We start from the raw sequence: 20,209 nt of genomic DNA, 5'->3' as shown, positions 1-20,209 counted from the left end.
TTCGCTTTTTTTTTCTGCCCGCCCCCCCAAAAAAAAAAAATAGCCACCACTCAACTGCCTGGGCGGGGGCGTCTTGGGTGGGTTGTTAGGTGGTGGACGTCGGGTAGATGCACGCAGGGGTGGCATCGTGCGTTGCGTCGAAGGAGGCGTCGGGTAAGACATCGGCATCAGCGATGACGTGCGAAACGCGCATATCGGCCGGCTCGAGCGACGCCTCTTTGCAGCTGCGGCTGGCGAGCACGAGGCTCGATCGCCGACGCGTGCGGAGGTGCTGGCAGACCAGTGGTTGCGACATTCTCGTCGCCATCGTCACTGGCCCCGCAGTTTTTGGCACGTTGCCGATGAGTCGCAACAGCCAGACCCTCGACTCGTTGCCGAGAGCTTTGAACAGGTGTGTTGCATCGGTCAGGTCAGGTTCCCGGCGCGCGTCACTCAGGGCCGCAACCTAGAAACAAATGCAGCATGCCGATGTCGAATGAGCGTCGCTCTCGTATCCCTGGGACGGATGCGGTGAGCGGCTCGTGTGCCCGCTAGCTGACGGCGTCGGTCACGGTGTCGTCGGGACTTGCGGCGTTCGAGTCGGCATCACCTTCGCTGTCGGGCGTCGACGGGTCGGTCGGCGACTCGCCGCTCGAGTCGTCGTTGCCGGATGTGTCGCCGGGTCCGCCGGTGTTCGTCTCGCCGCCGGTGCCCGAGTCGGTGCCAGACCCGCTGCCAGTGCCGCCACCCGTGGTGCCCGCGTCGCTGCCACCGCCGGCAGTGCCGTCGGTCGACCCGTTCGTCTCAGTCGAAACCGGCACACAGGTGCCGTTCGCGTCGAGCTGCAGCCCGTCAGCGCAAGGCTCGAGGTCGCCGCCGGTGCCACCCGAGCCGCTGCCGCCTGACCCAGACCCGCCTGACCCAGACCCACCCGTCCCAGACCCACCCGCATTCGGGTCAATCGGAACCTCGGGGCTGTCGTTATCCGGCTTCGGCGCCTGCGGCAGCGACTCGGTCGGCACAGGCGTGCGCGTCGCCGGCCGCGACGGCGTCGGGCTCTGCGACTTGTCGGGCGTCTCGCTCAGCGACGGCGTCGATGTCGGTGATTCGGTCGCCATCGGAGCCTGCCCGCCCTGCTGCAGCATCATCGCAAGCGCGCCACCAGCGACCACCAGGGCGACCGCTACGATACCCACGACGAGCAGGTTGCGCGGCTGACGCATCCAGGTCGAAAACCGCGCGAACGCGCCGGGCCCTGCCTCTTCGAGCAGTCCGCCATAGTCGTTAAGGGGCTGGGTCACTGGGGTGTTGCCGTTCTCTAGAGCAGGCGCAGACTCTGCGTATTCACTGCATTATCGCAGGAGAATTGCGGTATGGGCATCACCAGAAGGTAGCCACGTTGTATTCAACACGGGTCACACCAGTACCACCAGGCCCAGTTTGTGCCCGGCGGTCAACAACTCGCGCGAGCCGCTACCGAGCATCCATCGCAGGCATGATTCCGGCGCGGCGGAGCCGCGCGGGTAGCTAGGCTTTGCCGGGACACCGCACCCGAGGTCGAGAGGCACCAATGCAATTCCCCGATACGCCCGGCATTCAATGGCGCAGGATTTCACCGAAGCTTGCGTTCCGCACCTTGGTCGGCGCCATCATCTGGCTGGTGATCTTCGTGGGCGTCACGATCGGCCTCTCCCTCATTCCTGGCCCGTTCCCGTGGTGGATCATCGGTGCTGTCTTCGTCGTCATCGCGGCCATCGAGATTCCGATGTCGTTCATCCGCGTGCGCAGCATCGGCTACGCCCTGCGCGAGGATGACCTCGTCTTCAAGCGCGGTGTCATCGCCAAACGCCTCGTCGCGGTGCCGTACGGCCGTCTCCAGGTGATCGACGTGAGCCGCGGCTTACTCGACCGCATGCTCGGCATCGCGTCGCTCACCACCGTTACCGCCGCGGCGTCGACGAACGTGAGCATCCCGGGCCTCACCCCTGCCGAGGCCGACGAACTGCGCGACCACCTCATCCGCGTCGCCGAAACGCGACGGGCTGGTCTGTAATGGTGGACGAGTTCGAGCAGGGGCGGCCACCGGCGCCCACCGGGGGCCAGGATGCGCAGGCTCAGGCCGCGGGCCAGGGCCAGGATGCGTCGGGTCGGGCCGGGCAGCAGCCCGCGGATGAGCAGGGCCAGTTTGGTCAGCACCAGCAGCAGTACCCGGCGCACCAGCCGTTCGGGCAGCAGCCCGGGCCGCAGTACGGGCAGACGCCCGGGCGGCCGACGTTCCAGCAGGCACCGAATGGGCAGCCCGCGGGGCAGCAGGTCCACGGGCAGCAGCCTTCGCAGTCACGCCAGGGATTCGGCCAGCAACGGGGCAACCCGCAGCAGCAGCCGGGTCAGCCGCAGCAACAGGGCTTCGGCCAGTACCCGGGTCAGTCGCAGCATCCGCAACAGGGCCAGCCCCAACAGCACCAGCAGGGCTACCCCCAGCAGTTCCCACCACAGGCCCCTGGGCGCGGCGACGACCTCGCCGACGGAAGCTGGCACCGACTGCATCCGGCCACCCTGTGGATCAACATCGTCGGCGGCATTTTCGCGTTCTTCTGGGCCGGCATCGTGCTGCTCATGAGCTTCCTGCCCGCCGTGGCAGAGGACGGCCTGCCTGGCTTTGTCATCATGCTCACGCTTGTTGGCGTGTTCGTCGTGTTTGTGCTCGCGATCCTCGGTACGTGGCTCGGCTACCGCAACACCGAGTTCCGGCTCACCGACGAGGTATTCGAACTGCGCAAGGGCGTGCTGAATAAGTCGAACCGCCAAGTGCGCTTCGATCGCCTCCAGTCGGTCAACCTCAACCGCCCGGTGTTCGCGCGCATCTTCAACCTCACCGACGTCGAGACGTCGGGCGCAGGCGACAAAGCCGGCTTCTCGCTGAAATACCTCAACGCCGACCAGGCGAACGGGCTGCGCGCCGAACTTCTGCGCCGCGCATCCGGGGCCAAGAAGCGTCAGACCGAGCGTCGCCATCAGCTCGCCGAGCAGGCGGCCGCCCCCGCATCCCAGGCCCCAGGCCAGTTCGGCGGACCCGCAGCGCCGGGCATCCCTGGCTCCCCGATGCAACCGGGCGCAACCCCGCCCCCGGCCCCGCGCCGCGGCCAGCTCAGCGCCTTCGTCGACCGCGCGGTCGAGGACTTCGCCGGGCCCGAACTCAGCCCAGAAATGGTCGCCGAACAGTCGGTCGTGCGCGTGAAGCCCGCCCGCATGGCCGCGACCGCGGCGCTCGGCGGCGTGCTCGCGGCGGCGATCCTCCTCGTCGTGAGCATCATCGGCTACGTCGTCGTGCGCGGCATCCTCGGGGCGGCCCTGCCCAGAGATGTGCCGTTCGGCTTTGACGTCGCCTGGCTGTTCGGTTCGGTCGGCACGATCGGCTTCATTCTGTTCATCACCCTCGTCTCGGCGGGCAGCACCGCGCTCGGCAACATGCAGTACACGATCGCGGGCACGCCCGACGGTTTGCGCATCGGCCGCGGCATCCTCAGCCAGACGAACGACACGCTGCCGCCGGGGCGCATCCACGCGATTGAGGTGCGGCAGCCGGTGCTCTGGAAGCCGTTCAAGTGGTACTCGATTCGCGTCAACCGTGCGGATGTGCGGACTGGTTCCTCGCAGCAGGAGCAGCAGAACGCGCTGCAGCGCTTCATCGTGCTGCCGGTCGGCACGCGTGACGAGGTCGAGCGCGTGCTGCAGCTCATCATGCCGATGCACATGAACCCGCGCACCGCGCAGCTGCTCGAGTCGGGCTTCAAGGGCGGCCGCAACCGCGAGTTCACGCCTGCGCCCATGCGCGCGTGGTGGATGCACCCGTTCAGCATCCGCTTTATCGGTGGGGCCATCGACGGCGGGCTCGTCTACATTCGCTCCGGCTGGCTCACGCGGTCGATCGCGATGGTGCCGGGTGAGCGCATCCAGTCGGTGACGTCGCGCACGTCGCTGCTCGAGCGCATGGCCGGCGTCGGCAACGTGCGCATCGATACCGTCGCCGGGCCGATTCACCCGATCCTCCCGACCGTTTCGGGCGAGCTACTCAACGGGCTGCACGAAGAGCTCTCGAAGCTCGCGATCCGCGCGGCGAAGGACGACACCTCGCACCGCTGGTTCGAGGCGCAGGCCCGCGCGACGGTCGCGGCCGCGCACATGCACGCCGCGGATGCGCGCCGCACCGGTCACGCGCTCGACCCGCAGACGCAGCGCGTCCTCGCGGCCGAAGAGGCGTGGCGCCGCGAGCAGCAGGCCGCGTCGGCGCCGGGGGCAGGTTCGGCACCCAGCGCTGGCTCGACACCGGGCGCGGGTCAGGCGCCGAACGCTGGGGCGGCCCAGAACCAAGGCCGACCGCCGCAACCGCCGGCCGGGCCGCGCTCGTAACCAGCGCATCCGCCAAGCCGCAGTCATGAGCGCAGCGGCGCGCCATTAGCAGTAGACCGCTAGTGCCTCGCCGCGGCGCTCATGGCTTCTGCAGCACTGCTGCCCCAACTCGCCCGGATGCGCGGGCTCGCGTTCGCCCGCGGGCGCAGTGATTAGCCGTATCGCGATGCATCAGCGGTAGACAGCTCATGCATGGCCGAGTCGCTAATGACAAACTCGACACTGTCACCGCCCGACCCTCAGGAGTTCATCGTGTTCACTGGCCTCAACGCGTTTCCACTCACCCCGCTCGCCGATGACCGCGTCGACGAGCGCGCCTTCGCCGGCCTCGTCGATCGCCTCGCGGCCGCGGGCGTGGATGCGATCACCGCGCTGGGATCGACCGGCTCGTACGCGTACCTTTCGGTTGAAGAGCGCGCCCGGGTCGCGCAGCTGGCCGTGCAGCACGCTGGCGAGACCCCGGTCGTGGTCGGCGTCGGCGCGCTACGCACTTCGGATGTGCTGAAGAACGTTGAGAACGCGGCAGCGGCCGGCGCGCAGGCGGTGCTGCTCGCCCCGATGACGTACCAGCCGCTCACACACGACGACGTGTTTGAGCTGTTCCGCGCCGTGACCGACGCGAGCGAACTGCCGGTCGTCGTCTACGACAATCCCGGCACCACACACTTCACCTTCACGACCGAGCTCTACGGCCGCATCGCGCAGCTGGAGGGTATCGCGTCGATCAAGATCCCCGGCATGCCGGGCGACCTCGCGGCGGTGCGAGCCCGCGTCGCCGAGATCCGCGCCGGCATTCCCGAGCACGTCACCATCGGCATCTCGGGCGACGCGTTCGCCGCGACTGGACTCAGCGCCGGTTGCGACGTCTGGTACTCGGTGATTGGCGGAACGCTGCCCAAGCCCGCGCTCGAGATCACCCGCGCGGCCCTCGCCGGCGACGCGACCGCAGCATCCGCCGCCTCAGAGCGACTCGCGCCGCTCTGGCAGCTGTTCGCCGAACTCGGCGGCAGCCTGCGCGTGGTCGCGGCGATCGCCGAGCACCTCGGTCTCGCCCCCGAGCGCAGCCTGCCGCTGCCTATCCAGGGCCTGGATGCGGCGCAGCGCGAGCGCGTCTGGCACGTCGTGCAGGCGCTCGGCCTCGACGCCTGACCCATCGGCCGGCCGCCAAAGTCACGCAGACAACAACTACCGCGCAGGCGGGTCGTACCCAGCCAGGGTGTCGTCGGCGAAGTGCTGCTGCACGGTGGGCAGCTCGGCATCGTTGACGTAGACGACCGACTGGCCGCCCTCATCGCCGGTACCGCTCGTCGGCAGCGTGAACGACGTGATGTCGCTGCTCTTGATCGACGCCATGCTCGTGCCGAGCTCAACCATGGTGTTCACGGTCAGCTCGGAGTCGCGCGCAATGTACGGCACCACCGAGTTCAACAGCGAGTTCAGCGTGATCGGGTTCGTCAGCACGTCGCGGCTCAGCATCTTGTCGGCGACGGCCTTCAAGAACAGCTGCTGGTTCTCGACGCGCTGGTAGTCGCCGTCGGTGAACGCGTACCGCTCGCGCACGAAGGCGAGCGCCCGGTCACCCGAGAGCGTGATCTGCCCGGCGGGGAAGTGCTCGTTCGTCGGCGAGCCCGAGGTGAACTCGGTCGGGTTGTTCACGGACACGCCGCCGAGCGCGTCGGTGATGTCCTTGAACCCCTCGAAGTCGACCATCATGACGTGGTCGATGCGCTGGTCAATGATGCCCTCCACGGTCTGGATCACGAGCGGCACGCCGCCGTACGCCATCGCCGCATTGATCTTGTTCATGCCGTAGCCCGGAACGTCGACCCACGAGTCGCGCATGATCGACATCATCTGCACGCCCGAGCGGTCGGCGGGGATGTGCGCCACGATCATCGTGTCGGCGCGCGACCCGGTGCCGTCGAGTTCGGTCGAGGTCTGGTCGTCGCGCGAGTCAGAGCCGAGCAGCAAGATGTTCATCGAGCCGCTCGTGTTTTCGGTGGGGCGCACGGTCTCGTCGGGGAACGCATCCTGAATCGTCTCGGTGTTGCCCCAGCGCGCGTACACCGAGTAGATCGCGGCGCCGGCCGCGAGCACCAGCACGAGGAATACCGAGCCAATGGCAATCCAGACGTTGCGGCGACGGCGCTGTGCGCGGGTCCGCTGACGGGGCTCGGCGCGGTTCGCTTCCTCGTGTTCCATGACGGCAGTATCCCATGGTCGTTCCACGCCACGGTAGACACCCCGTATTCTGAAACGACGAGCGCTCGGGAGCGAAGAGGAGGGGATACGTGCGGGTTTTACTGCTGACCCACTATTTCGCCCCCGAAGACGGTGCCCCGCAGCGACGCTGGGGCGCGCTCACGCGAGAGTTCGTCGAGCGCGGGCACGAGGTCGCGGTGATCACCCCGCCGCCGCACTACCCGTCGGGCAAGCTCGCGAAACACCACCGCCGCACCTATCGCGCCGGCAGCCACACGACGACCGAGCACGGCGTCGAGGTCTTCCGCAGCGGCTGGCTGCCGCACCGCGGCGACATCATCACGCGCACCTTCGACCACACGACAGCCGCCGCATCCACCGCCCGCCGCGCGGCGCAGCTCATCAAGAAGGGCCGCATCCGCCCCGACATCACCGTCGCGACTGCCCCTGCCATCGAGACGATCTACGCCGGTAACTGGCTCGGCCGCAAGTTCAGCCTGCCCGTCATCACCGAGATGCGCGACGCCTGGCCCGACCTCGTTACCTACACGCCCGGTCTCGCGAACGGCCGCGGCCCGGTCGCGATGGTGAAGCGGCGCATCCACGAATCGGTCACGCGCGCGCAACTCTCGGCGGGGCAGGTCGTCACGACGACGAGCGCGTTCGCCGGCGTGCTCGAGGAGCGCGGTGTCGAACACCTCGAGATCATCCGCAACGGCACCGTGCCCGAAACCTACGAGCAGGTGCCGGCCCGCGACGCCGACCACCCCGAGCTGCGAGTGCTCTATATGGGCAACCTCGGACGCAGCCAGGGCCTCGACCTCATCATCCGCGCGGCCGCGATCCTGCGCCAGCAGGACTATCGCCTCGCGGCGCGCATCGTGGGCGCGGGCCACGAGGCCCCGGCACTGCGGCGACTCAACGCGCAACTCGGCGAGCCGGTCGAGATCCTCGACCGCGTGCCGCCGAACGAGGTGGTGCACCACTACGCCTGGGCCGACTCAACAATCGTGTCGCTGCGCGACTGGGAGCCGTTCCTCTGGACCATCCCCTCGAAGCTCTACGAGCTGCTTTCGACGGGGCGCCACATCACCGGCATCCTCGCGGGCGAGAGCGCAGGCATTCTGCTTGAGGCGCGTGCCGGTACCGTCGTGCAGCCGGGCAACGTCGACGACCTCGTCGGCGCCTGGAAAGCCTTTATCGAGCAGCCCGAGCGCCTCGAGATCGGCGACACCGGCCAGCGGTGGGCGCGCGAACACGTTGCGTACTCGAGCCTCGCGACGCGCTATCTCGAGATTCTCGAGCGTGTGCTCGACGACCACGCCCCGGGTGCCCGTGCCTAGCCGCGTGCGCGCGCTCGCGGCGGCGGCAAGGCGGATGGTCGGCGCGGTCGGCCAGCGCTCGGGCCAGGATGCGCGCGACCCCGAAGCGCGCCGGCTCGCGGCCATCCGCGAGTTCCACCGCCACGAGCAGCAGCTCAAACCGGCGTACAAGCACTGGGGCTACAAGAACGTCTTCGCGAAGGGCTTCATCGGCATCCGCGGCGTCGAGCCCGAGCTACCGCGCGAGCGCTGGCAGCGGCTCACCCTCGGCGACTGGCACTTCGCCATCGACCCCGAGCTCGAGCATCGGCAGGCGGTGGGGGAGCGCTGCGCCGTGCTGATCCTCGGCCACGCCTTCGCCCCGGCGACGGATGCGCCCGGCGGCACGGCCCGCCGCGACGCGGATGCTCGGCTCGCGACGGTAGCCAGCCGCCGCGACGCCGTGGCCGGCAATCTCCTCGCGGCTGCCCGCGCCGATCTGGCGACCGGCGCATCCCGCACCCGCGTCGACGAACTCGTCACGTGGCTCTCGGGCCGCTTCGTCGCATTCGTGTTGCGCGGCGAGGAGCTCGACGTCTACGGCGACCCGATGGCGACGCGCGCCTGCTACTACCTCGACCAGGGCAACATCCGCGTCGCGGCGCCTGTAACCGCACCCGCCCCGAGCGACGGCCCGTTCGCTCAGACGACGGCAATCCCGTATCCGAACTTGCCGGGCAGCACGCCGTCGCCCGAGCACCTCCGCGCCCTGGCACCGGCCGTCGCCTCGCACACCGCGCTGCTCTCGAACTACGCCGGGGGACTCACGTTTCGCGAGAAGCGCTGGGCGCTCACGCACCCCGACTACGCCGACGACTTCGGCCGCTGGATGCCCGGCCTCATCACCGCGCATGACCACGTGCGCCAGGTCTCGGCGAACTGCCGCCTCACCATCGCCGCGACCCAAGCCGCCCACCGCCGCTTCTTCCCGCCCCGCGGTTACCGGCGCGAAGAGCAGCCCGCAGAAACTGCCTTCCCCATCTTCCGCGACGAACTGCGCCAGCAGGTCGCGAACTGGTGCGACACTCACCGTGAGGTCTCGCTGCCGCTCACCTCGGGGCGCGATTCGCGCGCGATCCTCGCCGCGGGCATCATCGAACTGCAAGAAGCTGGCGCGCTCACCTTCACCTACCACCCGTTCCACGTGCCGCAGAAGAGCACGCACACCGACCTCGACATCGCGGGCCGCATCTCGGCCGCGGCCGGCCTGCCGCACCTCGTCATCGACGTGCGTAACGTCAAGCGCGGCTCACCCATGGACGAGCTCTACAACTCCACGTTCCCGAGCTACCGCCGCTACGCGAACCTCGCGGCGGCGCTCTATGTGAACATCCCGGCGAAGGCGGCGACGCTGTTCGGCGTCGGCGGCGGCATCATCACGGGCATGTACCGCAACACCGACGAGCAGACGCTCAGCGCGCCCCTGCTCGCGCGCAAGTACGCGAACTCGAAGTTCGGCGACAGCCCCGAGCTGCATCGCCGGCTCGAGCAGTGGTTCGCCTACACCGAGTTCGACACCGAGCGGCTCGGCGGCCACAGCATCTACGACTTCTTTCATTGGGAGCACCGCATGTCGAAGTGGGGCGCCGAGGGCTACCTCGAATACGACCTCGCCACTGTGCCGGCGCCCGTGCTCAATTCGCGCCAACTGCTGCTCACGGCGCTCTCGTTGCCCGAGGCCGACCGCAAGGCGAAGCGGCTTTACGAGCTGCTCGAAATCACCGACCCCGAATAGCGCGACACCTGGGCGTAGCCAGCCATTCTCCGGCGGGTAGTCGAACCGGCCCACCTCCCATAGCCCGCTGCCGCACCTGTTGCCGCCGCACCGGTCGCTCCACCGCCCCCAAATCAACGCTTTTCCCTACGCAGCCACCTTGAGAGGCACGGTTGCCCCAACCCGGCCATGCGCAGGGAATTGCGCCGCCTCTCGGTCGGCCGCCGACGCCCGCCCCAACCCCAGCCGTTACCCGCCCCAACCCCTGCCGTTACCCGCCCCCACCTGCACCAGCCGACGCTTTTCCCTACGCAGGTGGCACCAGAGGGATATTTCCCTCTTGCCCGCCTTGCGTACGGAAAACCGCCGTTCAACTGGCGCAGAGCGCGGCGGTTTCCCGACCAGGGAGCGGGATGAGGAACCCTCGCCTCAAACGCTTGCATGGTCGGGAAATACACCGACCGCGCCACCTGTGGAAACCCGCCCATCCACAGCCGGACTACCTTCGCAGGCCTCCCCACCTGACCCGCCGCTTAGCTCGCGGCATGAATCTCACTTACCTCTTTGAACACAACTTCGGCGTCGTCAGAACGAAGCAACTCCTCGACACAGGCCTGACGCGACGCGAGGTGCAATCGATCGCCAAAAGCGGCCAAATCGAGAAGGTGCGGCGTGGCTGGTGGGTCTCAAAGTCCTACCCCGCGAATTCGGATGTGCTTCGGGCGGTCACGGCGGGAGGCGTCTTAACTGGCCCCTCCGCGCTGAAGGCACGCGGGCTGTGGTGCCCGGCAGAGATCACGACGCTCGCGGTGCGCGGTAGCGATCGGCGACGAAAGAAAGAGAGCAAGGCGAAAGACAGCCATAACTGGTTCTTCCTTGACCGTAAGCGCGCCCAACACGTGCCGAGGTCGTGCGACGAAGCCGACACGGCCCTGCTCGTGACGATGCTCCACTACACGTGCACGCAGGCGACGGTGCTCGCCGACTCTGCGGTCGAGCGCAAGCTGCTGACGGCGGATGAGGTGAAGTCGGCCGCCGAGCTGGCCGGGCACCGCGGTGCCGCCGTCATGCGCCACTTTGATGCGTCGGCCGGCTCGGGCACCGAGTCGCTGCTTCGGATCTGGCTGAATCAGCATCGAATCAAGTACCGCACTCAGGTGGAGATCGAGGACGTCGGCCGCGTCGACTTCCTCATCGGCAACCGGCTCGTCATCGAGGTCGACAGCAAGACGCACCACCTCACCGCAGAGGCGTACCGCAGCGACCGTGAGCGTGACCGCAAACTCGTCGCCCGCGGGTACCTGGTCATGAGGCTCACGTACGAAGAAGTGACTGGCAACATCGACGCCATAGGTGACTACATTCTCGAGATCGTGGGGCGCGACGATCACCGCCGCAAGCCGGAAGAGTGGACCACCGCGCCAAGAACCATCCGGCGCCAAGAGCTGGAAGCGAATCGAGCGGCAGCAAAAGCGGCCAAACCCACCAACGCAGCCGCCCGATGAGGGCACTCTCCCTCATCGGGACCGGTCGTAGGGAAAAGCGTCAAGCCATCCGCCCCATCCCAGAGTGGCAGCCCACCAGCCACCGCCAAATGCCATAGCTTGCTAGGTATGGGAACCGAGCCAGGGCGCACTGAACAGGTCGATACCGACGATTCCGCGACGTGGATCACGATTCTCGGCAGCTGCGTGAGCCGCGACACGCTCGAGACGATGCCGCGCGACGCGTTCCCGATCGACGGCTACTACGCCCGCTACTCGCTGCTCTCAGCGGGCACCGACGCGAGCCCGAACCTGCCGGCGCAGTTCACGACGTCGAGCAAGTTCCAGCTGCGCAACGTCATGCGCGACATCAAGGGCAACCTGCTCGAAGAGCTGCAGGGCAAGACGAAGTCCGAGGTGCTGCTCTGGGACCTCGTCGACGAGCGCCACGGCGTCTACGAGTTCGCCGACGGCAGCGTCATCACGCGCAGCATCGACGTCATCAACATTCCCGAGCTCGCCGAGGCCGTGCAGCAGGCCCGACACCTCAAGTTCGGTGAGGACGAGCACTTCTACCGCTGGTGCGGCGCGAGCTCGGTGTTCGTCGACGCACTCGACGCGTTCGGGCTGCGCGACAAGGTGCTCGTCGTCGCGACCGACTGGGCCGAGCAAGACATCGACGGCAACACCACGCCGTGGTCGATGGGCACGGCCGCCCCGCAGGCGAACCAAATGTTCGCGCGCTACTACGACCGCCTCGAGCGCCTCGGCCTCAAGGTACTGCGGATGCACGACCTCCGCGCCGACCCGGGTCACCGCTGGGGCCTGGCCCCGTTCCACTACGAACCGAGCGTCTACGCGCGAGTGCGCGAGGCGATTGAGGCGTTCCCCTCGGCGTCCTAGAACGCGAATTTGCTGGCGTCCACGGCTCCAAGGCTCAACTGAACCCGCTTCCCTCGCTGTCGGCGGGTGCTGTGCGTCGTCTCTTGGCCCTGGTGCGGAGGGGTTATCCCGCCCATGCAGTATTATCGTTATACAATAATGGAATGAACGAGCGCGAGACGATCGACGGGGTTCCCGTCACGGAAGAGCAGATCGCTGCGTGGGCTGCTGAAGCCGAGGCTGGCTATGACGTTGCGGCGTTGAAAAAGCGCGGTCGCGGACGCCCAGGTCGCGGTGCTGAGCCCTCTCAGGTCGTTGCGCTCCGGCTCACCCTTGACGAGATCGCCGCGATCGACGAGCGCGCCGAACGCGAGGGCAAGTCACGCTCAGAAGTCATCCGCGAAGCGCTTCATCTTCCGGCAGCGTGAACGTTCACGACTCGGCGCTAAAGCATGGCATTCTCCGTGAGGATGCGATTCAGGCGGCGACGTGGGCTGTATGGGTCGAGGAGCTCGATGAGAACAGTCCGGCGCGTCAATTGCGGCTCGGCTTCGACACTCGTGGTCGGCTCTTGGAGACGGTCGTTCTCGTCTTTGACAGTGGCAATGAACTGGTGATCCACGCGATGAAGGCTCGACCGCGGATGATCGACCTGCTGCCCTAATCGGATACGTCATTCAGCATTCGCGGTCGTCTGCGCCCGCTTTCGTGCGGTTCGGAAGCACCCTGATGGGCAGGCTGTCCACTCTGAGAGTGTCAATGGAGTACCGTTATAGGTACAGTTTTGGCAGGCAGGCGTGCGATGGGGTACCGGCAGGATCTATGGGAGATCGCCGCGACCCGCAACGGTGTGGTGACCGTCGTTGAGGCGGAGGATGCGGGCGTACCCGCCGTCGAAGTGCGGAAGCTCGCTGCTCGCGGCGCTCTCCGCGGATACGGGCAAGGTGTCTACACGCACCGCGACGTGCCGACGACCCCGTTCACTGAGTCGACGATTGCCGTAGCTCTGGCCGGGGAAGGCGCGTTCCTGCACCGTGAGTCCGTGCTCGATCTGCTCGGGCTCGGGCGGTTCAATCCGCCAAAGGTGCGTGTCGGTACGCGTCGTCGCGTGCGGCGCAGGCTGCCGGAATGGATGGAGCTGGAGAACCGGCCTGACGTACCCGATGACGACCTCTCCCACTATGAGGGCATTCTGGCGACGACCGTTCGACGGGCGCTGGAGGATATGCGGGGCCGGACACCGCTCGACCGGTGGGAGGCCGTGGTCGATGTGGCGCTCAGACGAGACATGATTGACGAGCAGGACGCGGCCGCATGGAAGGCAGCATCAGCGTGAGCGAAGTTACCCCGTCGCTCAACGTTACGCAGCTCAATGCACGCCTTGCGTCGCAGCAGGCGACGCAATTGAAGCTCTCCCACAGACTTCGTAGAGCAATGTCGGCTAGGCCGCGTCACTTTCGGGTTACGGCCACCTGTTAAGGTCGGCTTGAAGCGGGGCCGCGTACCCGTGTGTTGTACCCCCGCCCGCGTCACCCGTTCTTGCAGGTCGCGCAGGCCCGTCAGAAAGTCGAGTGGATGAGCCGCACGCCCAGCAATTGGCGCACGGCCCTGTGGCACCTTCGCCACGGCGGGCCCAGCCAGCTGCGAGAGTGGCGGCGCCGCCAGCGACTCGGGGTCAACGAGGCGCCGCGCAAGGCGAGCACCGACAGCTTCGATCCGCTCGACGTCGAGGCCTACGAGCCGATCGAGCGACCGAAGGCGTTCGGCGAGCTGCGCGTCGCGGTGATCATGGACGACTTCTCGCTGCAGGCTTGGGGCTACGAGTTCACCACGGTCGAGCTCAAGCCGGTGACCTGGCGCGAGCAGATGCTCGACGTCGATCTGCTCTTCGTCGAATCGGCGTGGAACGGTAACCACGGCACCTGGCAGTACCAGCTCACCGGCTCACGGGCCCCGAGCCAGGCGCTGCGCGACGTCGTCGGGTACTGCCACGAAAAGGGCATCCCCACCGCGTTCTGGAACAAAGAGGATCCGCCGCACTTCGACGACTTCCTCGACACCGCGAAGCTCTTCGACGTCGTCTTCACCTCCGACGCAAACAAGCTCCCCGAGTACCGTGAGCGGCTCGGCCACGACCGCGTGGACGTGCTCAACTTCGCGGCGCAGCCGGCGATCCACAACCCGATCCGCGCCCACGGCGGCGAGCCCGAGGGCGACATCGCCTTCGCCGGCATGTACTTCGCGCACAAGTACCCCGAGCGCCGCGAGCAGATGGATCTGCTGCTCGGCGCCGCGAGCGACGTCAGCGCGAAGATGCCGCGCGGCCTCACCATCTACAGCCGCTTCGCCGGCGGCGACGAGAACTACCAGTTCCCGGCACCCTTCGACGAGTGCGTCGTCGGCTCGCTGCCGTACGACAAGATGCTCAGCGCCTACCGCGAGCACAAGGTGTTTCTCAACGTGAACTCGGTGGTCGACAGCCCGAGCATGTGCGCGCGGCGCGTGTTCGAGATCACGGCGAGCGGCACGCCCGTCGTGAGCGCGCCGAGCGAGGCGATTCCGAACTACTTCACCCAAGACGAGGTGCTCGTCGTCGACACCCCCGAGCACGCCCGCTGGGGCATGCGCGCGCTCGTGAACTCGGCGCAGCTGCGTGACCGCATGGTGCACCGGGCGCAGCGCAAGATCTGGGGCGAGCACACCTACACGCATCGCGCCGAGCAGGTGCTGCGCACCGCCGGTATCGAGCACGAGTCGAAGACGCAGCGCCGCAGCGTCACCGCGATGGTGTCGACGAACCGCCCCGGGCAGGTGCGGCACGCGCTCGAGCAGGTGGCGCGCCAGCAGGGTGTGGATGTGCAGCTGGCGCTGGTCACGCACGGTTTTGACCTCGACGTGGCCGAGTTCACCGCGCGCGCCCGCGACCTCGGCCTCGAGCATTTCGACGTGCGCCGCGGCGCCGACGAGTGGCAGCTCGGCGACTGCCTCAACGAGCTCGTGCGCATGGCCGATGGCGACTTCGTCGCGAAGATGGACGACGACGACCTCTACGGCCCGCAGTACCTCCTCGACCAGACGAACGCGCTGTGGTTTAGCGGCGCGGATGTGGTGGGCAAGCAGGCGAACTACCTCTACCTGGGTTCGCGCGACGCGATTCTGCTCCGCAACCCCAAACGCGAGCACCGCTGGACGACGTTCGTCGCAGGCCCGACGCTCGTGGGCAGCCGCGCCGTGTTCGAAGCGAACCCGTTCGAGTCGCGCAACCGCGGCGAGGACACCGGATTTCTCCGCAGCGTCGGAGACGCGGGCGGTCGGGTCTACTCCGCCGACCGCTTCAACTTCCTGCAGATGCGTGGCTCGACGAGCCATACCTGGCAGGTGGCAGACCTCGAGTTCCTCGCGAACGCGCGGGTCGAATCGTACGGACTGAACGAGCAGCACGTGCTCGTGGGCGAATAGGAGAAGGACACAACGCATGAATGCACCGGCCACTGCGACTGAGTCGCGTTTTGGCACTGTTTGTGTAGTCGGCCTCGGCTACATCGGCCTCCCGACCGCAGCGTTTATCGCGTCGAGCGGCAGCGCCGACACCAAGGTGATCGGCGTTGACATCAACCAGAAGTTCGTCGACCAGATCAACGCGGGTGAGGTGCCCTTCTTCGAGCCCGACTTCGAGTCTCTGCTCACGGGTGTGGTTGCCCGCGGTCGCCTCTCCGCGCAGACCGACACCCCCGAGGCCGACGCGTACATCGTCTGCGTGCCCACCCCGTTCACGGATGACCACAAGGTCGACCCCAAGTACATTAAGGCCGCGGCAGAGAACATCGCCCCCCAGCTGCAGGGTGGCGAGCTCATCATCCTCGAGTCGACCTCCCCTCCCGGCACCACGGAGAAGATGGCCGAGTATGTGCTCAACGCGCGCCCCGATCTCACGGCCGAAGACGGCCACAAGAACAGCATCTACTTTGCGCACTGCCCCGAGCGCGTGCTGCCCGGCCGCATCATGGTCGAGATGGCTGAGAACGACCGCGTGATCGGCGGCGTGACCCCGCGCGCGACCGAGATGGCGCGCGACCTCTACTCGACGTTCTGCAAGGGCGAGATGCTCGTCACTGACGCCCGCACCGCCGAGATGGCGAAGCTCACGGAGAACTCGTTCCGTGACGTCAATATCGCCTTCGCGAACGAGCTGTCGCTCATCTGCGACGAGCTCGGAATTAACGTGTGGGAACTCATTGAGCTCGCGAACCACCACCCGCGCGTGAACATTCTGCAGCCGGGCCCCGGCGTAGGCGGGCACTGCATCGCTGTCGACCCCTGGTTCATCGTGTCGGCGGCGCCGACCTCGTCGAAGCTCGTGAAGATGGCGCGTGACGTTAACGACGGCAAGCCCGACTACGTCGTCAGCAAGGTCATCGAGCGCGCCGAGCGCTTCAAGGCCCCGGTAATCGCTGCTCTTGGTATCGCATTCAAGCCCGACATCGACGACCTCCGCGAGTCGCCATCGCTCGGCATTGTCGACAAGCTCGCAACCCAGATTCCTGATGCGCAGCTGCGTGTCGTCGAACCGAACGTTGAGGAGCTCCCGGAGCGCCTGGCCAAGCATCCGAACGTCACCAAGGCGTCGTTCGAGGATGCGGTGGCAGAAGCCGACATCGTGCTCCTGCTCGTCGACCACCACCAGTTCAAGGAAGCCGACCGCTCGATCCTTGAGCAGAAGGTCGTCATCGACACCAAGGGTATTTGGCGTTAACCGCCATAAGTACACTCGGCCCTACCTCGGCAAACAACCTGAAGATGAGGGGATCAATGGCAACATCTCGTGAGTGGGACCTCACTCAGTACTCGAAGTATTCAAATGTTCACCTTGCAGTGCGAGTCAAGTCTGCATTGCCTGAGAAGTCCTTTGTGGTGGGATTTGACTGTGAGAATCCGCAGTCGTTCCAGGATTTGAACCCCCAGTGGTATATGAGTGAGTCGCTAGGGATGCCCTTCCGGTATATGCCTACCGTCGAGTCCGGACCCCAGGTTGTCGACCTTTGGGAAATACAGATTCCCAAGCTTTCCGGTGAAATGAAGATCGTGCTAAAGCCTTGGAAGCGATACGAAGGTGTAAGTTTCGAGACGGTGGATGTTCTAATAGTCACTTTTGAAGCTGAAAATAAGGTCAAGACGTCGGACTTGATTGAGGGTGGATTAGCTCATGCCTGAGAATACTCAAATATCTGTTGTAATCGGGTATAAGGACTGGGGTATTCGGAGGCTCGTTGGGGCTATTCGTTCACTACAAGAATCCTTGAGGGGGCTGAGGTCGGAAATCGTCGTTTCTGACTATGGCTCAGTCGACTCGAGTGGCCATAAATCGATGATTGAGGCCGAGGGGGCAACGTACATTCGAACGGAAACCAACGGAGTTTGGTCTCGTTCGCGCGCTCTCAACGCAGGTCTTCAAGTCGCATCAGGTGACATCTTGGTGACAACCGATGCTGACATGGTATTCACTCCGAAAACATTCGGGCTGGTTGTAGCTTCCTTCGAACGAGACCCGAACCAGTACATGGTCATGCAGTGCAATGATCTACCGGCCGGGATCAATCACCAAGACATCGAGGACGGGCGATATGAGTGGCCTGAGCTTTCACGCATCGCGACACAACGTCCACGTTGGGGGATGGGTGGGATGATTGCAGTTCCGCGGGCTGCATACATCGCCGTTCGGGGGTTGGATGAACGAATGGAAATCTATGGCGGTGAAGACATTGACTTCGCACGCCGCATGCGTCGTCTGGGGCTGAAGCTCACGTGGATGACCGATCCAGCAGCTCGCATGTTTCATGTCTGGCATCCGTCGTCGCGCGATTCTGCAAATGCCACTGTCGCGGGGCGCAATGCAATTAAGAAGAATCGCGAAATCCAGACCAACGATAAGACCGTTGCGCGCAATCTAAACAAGTGGATCTACGCGCCAGTTACTCGCCCGCCTTTGGTGAGCGTTGTTATATCCACCTTCAATCGTGCCGAGTACCTCAGATATGCGATCCTGTCCGTCCTCGGGCAGACGTTCCGGGATTTCGAGCTACTAATTATTGATGATGGCTCGACTGACAATACTGCGGATGCAGTAAAGGACTTTGATGATCCGCGAATCAAATATGAGTATCAGTCAAATTCTGGTCTCGCGGCCGCCCGGAACCGTGCCACTCGCATGGCCAACGGTCGCTTCATCGCAGTGATGGACGATGATGATCTCATGCTCCCGGACCGACTCGAGAACGAGTTAAATGCGGTCAATGATGGTGCAAACGGCAGCTATGGTGGTTGGATCGATTTCGATGAGGTCACCGGTGAGCGCAAATTTTATCCGGGTAAGTCGCTGTCACTAGAATCAATCCTCTTCAACAATGCGACATACCTGCACCCAACGTTATTTGTTGAGCGCGCGTGGATGCTTGCCGTTCCCTATGACGAGTCGTTGCGGAGCGGCTCCGACTACAATATGGCTATCAGAATGGTCCGGAGCGGGATCAAGCTTGCGCATTCGGGCAAGTATGTATTGATGCGCCGCCGGCACCCAGGCCAAATCACTGAGCTTGATACGGGAATTCAGAAATCAGCTGGTGCGATTACCTCGATGTGGGGTCGGTCGACGTTCTCTATGCCGGATATGGCAGCCGCTCGCGAAGAGCGAAGCACCAAAGATAAGGTTCCGATCGAAGGGCAACGTTTTGTGGAGCCTCGCGTGCTGGAGTACTTGCCAGATGTAACCGTAGAGCGGCGCGCATCGGTGCGAATTCGCAACGTCGAGCATGAGCATGCGATGCAACACGCTTTAGCAACGCGCGCCACAAGCCACAGCACTCTTCGGCGCGTCAATGGACCTGTTGTGGACGCAGAGTTTGTGCTGGACGAGGTGTCGCTCGATGAGCTGCTGCGCTGGCGAGCGAGCGAGGGCCTGGACGTGGTCGTGGAGACTAAGGTGCGGAATCAGCACGCGCAGATGAAGGTTGGGGAACCGATCCGTCTCGGTGCGGGGGGTACAGACTCACCCTCACCAGAGGCCGCCCTCTTGGCACGTTTGAGCGCCTACTACTCGGGCGTGCATGGCGATCAACTTGACATCAAATTGATCCTCGTTGTCGGCGACCCAAGCGATCTTCAAGCGCTCGACTCACAAGCTGAGGCTGAGATTGAGCAGTTTAATTGGAAGGGCCAAGATTCTGAGCTTGGAGTCGGCGTGATCATCGTCCCCCCAGACGACAAGCCGGTTGAGCTTGCGTTGCGAGTGAGGGACGCTGCCGGTGGCCTGAACGGACTTAAAGCGCGGATTACTTCGGTGGTTAGGACAAACGCATGAAGCTCTCGTGGGCCGATGCAGGTCTGAACGGTCGGTATTATTTTGAGGCTCAGCCGGGTGAATATGATGGAGTACCGCCCATAGGTCAACTACTGGTGGACAGGGATGCGCTCTTCTTGAAGAACGATGTGATTAATCTCGCTTCGTTTCTGGTTTTCGCGCCGTTCGTGAGTGGTGAGTTGATTCTGCCGCGAAAGGTATCTGCGGAGCTCGCGGAAGCAATGCAAGACTACTTGGCGCCTGCTTGGTGCGGTATCTTCCCTCTTGATTTGAATCCTACGGAGGCTCCGCAGGGTGATGGCATGGCTCTCCTCAACATTCCAGGTCATGAAACGACCAAGCTTCCGAATCAATGGGGAATGCCGCGAAATGTGTCCTTGACTGTTCTTGACTCAGCCGAATGGTCGGGTTCCATTCTGGCAACGGACGAGATTCGCGTGGCTTCGAATGCTCCGGTCTTTTCCAAGTTCGTGCCGCAGCAGGAAGCATTGTCTCCGTATATTTCAGTAGCTCTATTGTTTATGGAGGCGTTCCGATGCAACACGCTGGTAATTCCAGACTCGATCGAAATTGATGATGTTCAGTGGGATCGACTCTCAAGGTTGATGGATACGGTCAAGTTCGGTTTCTTAAGGGAGAGTGAAGCACGAGTTCTGCTCGAAGAGTCTGCTAATTCCGTTTCGTGAGTCGTGTCTATTGGCCGCTGCAGAGGGTATGGTCGTAGCCGCGTGTGTCTCTGAGGGGTCTGTGATTGAGTCGTGGGAGGTGGGGTGAATGAACCTAGATCAGATGAGCCCAATGGATTTTACATCTACGATATTTA

General features: G+C 64.9%; 18 protein-coding genes. 15 read left to right on the top strand and 3 right to left on the bottom strand.

The features are described 5' to 3' along the window. Positions 1-85 precede the first annotated feature (85 nt). Positions 86-295, bottom strand: coding sequence for a hypothetical protein (locus QM019_RS10210; RefSeq protein ID WP_282852898.1), 210 nt, complete (start codon positions 293-295; stop codon positions 86-88). Between the two features lie 235 nt (positions 296-530). Further along, positions 531-1,280 (bottom strand): hypothetical protein, encoded by a 750-nt coding sequence (locus QM019_RS10205; RefSeq protein WP_282852897.1) that lies wholly within the window; start codon positions 1,278-1,280, stop codon positions 531-533. A gap of 269 nt (positions 1,281-1,549) precedes the next feature. On the opposite strand from QM019_RS10205, the gene QM019_RS10200 reads away from it, so the two are divergent. From QM019_RS10200 to QM019_RS10190, 3 genes are all read left to right on the top strand, one after another. Beyond that, positions 1,550-2,032: a PH domain-containing protein gene (locus QM019_RS10200; protein ID WP_282852896.1), complete on the top strand. Its 483-nt coding sequence runs from the start codon at positions 1,550-1,552 to the stop codon at positions 2,030-2,032. Next, positions 2,032-4,389, top strand: coding sequence for a PH domain-containing protein (locus QM019_RS10195; protein ID WP_282852895.1), 2,358 nt, complete (start codon positions 2,032-2,034; stop codon positions 4,387-4,389). Before QM019_RS10200 ends, QM019_RS10195 begins: the two co-directional genes overlap by 1 nt. 207 nt (positions 4,390-4,596) lie before the next feature. After that, positions 4,597-5,538, top strand: a complete 942-nt coding sequence (locus tag QM019_RS10190; protein ID WP_282852894.1) for a dihydrodipicolinate synthase family protein — start codon at positions 4,597-4,599, stop codon at positions 5,536-5,538. Between the two features lie 36 nt (positions 5,539-5,574). Here QM019_RS10190 and QM019_RS10185 read toward each other — a convergent pair whose 3' ends face one another. Then, positions 5,575-6,591 (bottom strand): LCP family protein, encoded by a 1,017-nt coding sequence (locus tag QM019_RS10185; protein ID WP_282852893.1) that lies wholly within the window; start codon positions 6,589-6,591, stop codon positions 5,575-5,577. Between the two features lie 89 nt (positions 6,592-6,680). On the opposite strand from QM019_RS10185, the gene QM019_RS10180 reads away from it, so the two are divergent. From QM019_RS10180 to QM019_RS10125, 12 genes are all read left to right on the top strand, one after another. Next, on the top strand, positions 6,681-7,934 hold the full coding sequence (locus QM019_RS10180; protein ID WP_282852892.1) for a glycosyltransferase family 4 protein: 1,254 nt from the start codon (positions 6,681-6,683) through the stop codon (positions 7,932-7,934). Further along, positions 7,897-9,687 (top strand): hypothetical protein, encoded by a 1,791-nt coding sequence (locus QM019_RS10175; protein ID WP_282852891.1) that lies wholly within the window; start codon positions 7,897-7,899, stop codon positions 9,685-9,687. The genes QM019_RS10180 and QM019_RS10175 overlap by 38 nt, the downstream gene beginning before the upstream one ends. A 392-nt stretch (positions 9,688-10,079) precedes the next feature. Continuing rightward, positions 10,080-11,171 (top strand): type IV toxin-antitoxin system AbiEi family antitoxin domain-containing protein, encoded by a 1,092-nt coding sequence (locus QM019_RS10170; protein ID WP_282852890.1) that lies wholly within the window; start codon positions 10,080-10,082, stop codon positions 11,169-11,171. Between the two features lie 108 nt (positions 11,172-11,279). After that, complete coding sequence (locus QM019_RS10165) at positions 11,280-12,053, top strand: DUF6270 domain-containing protein (RefSeq protein WP_282852889.1); 774 nt, start codon at positions 11,280-11,282, stop codon at positions 12,051-12,053. 143 nt (positions 12,054-12,196) lie between these two features. Beyond that, positions 12,197-12,460 carry a ribbon-helix-helix protein, CopG family gene (locus QM019_RS10160; RefSeq protein ID WP_282826211.1) on the top strand — a complete coding sequence of 88 codons (264 nt, stop codon included), beginning with the start codon at positions 12,197-12,199 and terminating at the stop codon, positions 12,458-12,460. Next, a complete protein-coding gene (locus QM019_RS10155; RefSeq protein WP_282852888.1) occupies positions 12,457-12,696 on the top strand; it encodes a toxin in 240 nt (79 codons plus the stop codon). Before QM019_RS10160 ends, QM019_RS10155 begins: the two co-directional genes overlap by 4 nt. Before the next feature lie 138 nt (positions 12,697-12,834). Further along, a complete protein-coding gene (locus QM019_RS10150) occupies positions 12,835-13,368 on the top strand; it encodes a type IV toxin-antitoxin system AbiEi family antitoxin domain-containing protein (RefSeq protein WP_282852887.1) in 534 nt (177 codons plus the stop codon). Positions 13,369-13,607: 239 nt separating this feature from the next. After that, positions 13,608-15,491: a glycosyltransferase family protein gene (locus tag QM019_RS10145; protein WP_282852886.1), complete on the top strand. Its 1,884-nt coding sequence runs from the start codon at positions 13,608-13,610 to the stop codon at positions 15,489-15,491. Between the two features lie 16 nt (positions 15,492-15,507). Continuing rightward, positions 15,508-16,785: a UDP-N-acetyl-D-mannosamine dehydrogenase gene (gene wecC, locus QM019_RS10140; RefSeq protein ID WP_282852885.1), complete on the top strand. Its 1,278-nt coding sequence runs from the start codon at positions 15,508-15,510 to the stop codon at positions 16,783-16,785. Between the two features lie 56 nt (positions 16,786-16,841). Then, on the top strand, positions 16,842-17,243 hold the full coding sequence (locus QM019_RS10135; protein WP_282852884.1) for a hypothetical protein: 402 nt from the start codon (positions 16,842-16,844) through the stop codon (positions 17,241-17,243). Then, on the top strand, positions 17,236-19,386 hold the full coding sequence (locus QM019_RS10130; RefSeq protein WP_282852883.1) for a glycosyltransferase: 2,151 nt from the start codon (positions 17,236-17,238) through the stop codon (positions 19,384-19,386). Before QM019_RS10135 ends, QM019_RS10130 begins: the two co-directional genes overlap by 8 nt. Further along, complete coding sequence (locus QM019_RS10125) at positions 19,383-20,072, top strand: hypothetical protein (protein WP_282852882.1); 690 nt, start codon at positions 19,383-19,385, stop codon at positions 20,070-20,072. Before QM019_RS10130 ends, QM019_RS10125 begins: the two co-directional genes overlap by 4 nt. Positions 20,073-20,209: the final 137 nt, after the last annotated feature.

This window comes from Gulosibacter sediminis (genome assembly GCF_030011715.1).
In the GTDB taxonomy this organism is placed as follows: domain Bacteria; phylum Actinomycetota; class Actinomycetes; order Actinomycetales; family Microbacteriaceae; genus Gulosibacter; species Gulosibacter sediminis.
The sequence above is the reverse complement of the archived record's forward strand: the minus strand, read 5'-3'. Positions and strand labels throughout refer to the sequence as shown.

Bases quoted from the DNA above. Each gene is read 5' to 3' on its own strand.
- QM019_RS10150 (WP_282852887.1), top strand. From the start codon at position 12,835: ATGGGGTACCGGCAGGATCTATGGGAGATCGCCGCGACCCGCAACGGT.
- QM019_RS10125 (WP_282852882.1), top strand. From the start codon at position 19,383: ATGAAGCTCTCGTGGGCCGATGCAGGTCTGAACGGTCGGTATTATTTT.
- QM019_RS10145 (WP_282852886.1), top strand. From the start codon at position 13,608: ATGAGCCGCACGCCCAGCAATTGGCGCACGGCCCTGTGGCACCTTCGC.
- QM019_RS10185 (WP_282852893.1), bottom strand. From the start codon at position 6,591: ATGGAACACGAGGAAGCGAACCGCGCCGAGCCCCGTCAGCGGACCCGC.
- QM019_RS10195 (WP_282852895.1), top strand. From the start codon at position 2,032: ATGGTGGACGAGTTCGAGCAGGGGCGGCCACCGGCGCCCACCGGGGGC.
- QM019_RS10130 (WP_282852883.1), top strand. From the start codon at position 17,236: ATGCCTGAGAATACTCAAATATCTGTTGTAATCGGGTATAAGGACTGG.
- wecC (WP_282852885.1), top strand. From the start codon at position 15,508: ATGAATGCACCGGCCACTGCGACTGAGTCGCGTTTTGGCACTGTTTGT.
- QM019_RS10135 (WP_282852884.1), top strand. From the start codon at position 16,842: ATGGCAACATCTCGTGAGTGGGACCTCACTCAGTACTCGAAGTATTCA.
- QM019_RS10190 (WP_282852894.1), top strand. From the start codon at position 4,597: ATGACAAACTCGACACTGTCACCGCCCGACCCTCAGGAGTTCATCGTG.
- QM019_RS10165 (WP_282852889.1), top strand. From the start codon at position 11,280: ATGGGAACCGAGCCAGGGCGCACTGAACAGGTCGATACCGACGATTCC.
- QM019_RS10160 (WP_282826211.1), top strand. From the start codon at position 12,197: ATGAACGAGCGCGAGACGATCGACGGGGTTCCCGTCACGGAAGAGCAG.
- QM019_RS10170 (WP_282852890.1), top strand. From the start codon at position 10,080: ATGAGGAACCCTCGCCTCAAACGCTTGCATGGTCGGGAAATACACCGA.
- QM019_RS10210 (WP_282852898.1), bottom strand. From the start codon at position 295: ATGTCGCAACCACTGGTCTGCCAGCACCTCCGCACGCGTCGGCGATCG.
- QM019_RS10200 (WP_282852896.1), top strand. From the start codon at position 1,550: ATGCAATTCCCCGATACGCCCGGCATTCAATGGCGCAGGATTTCACCG.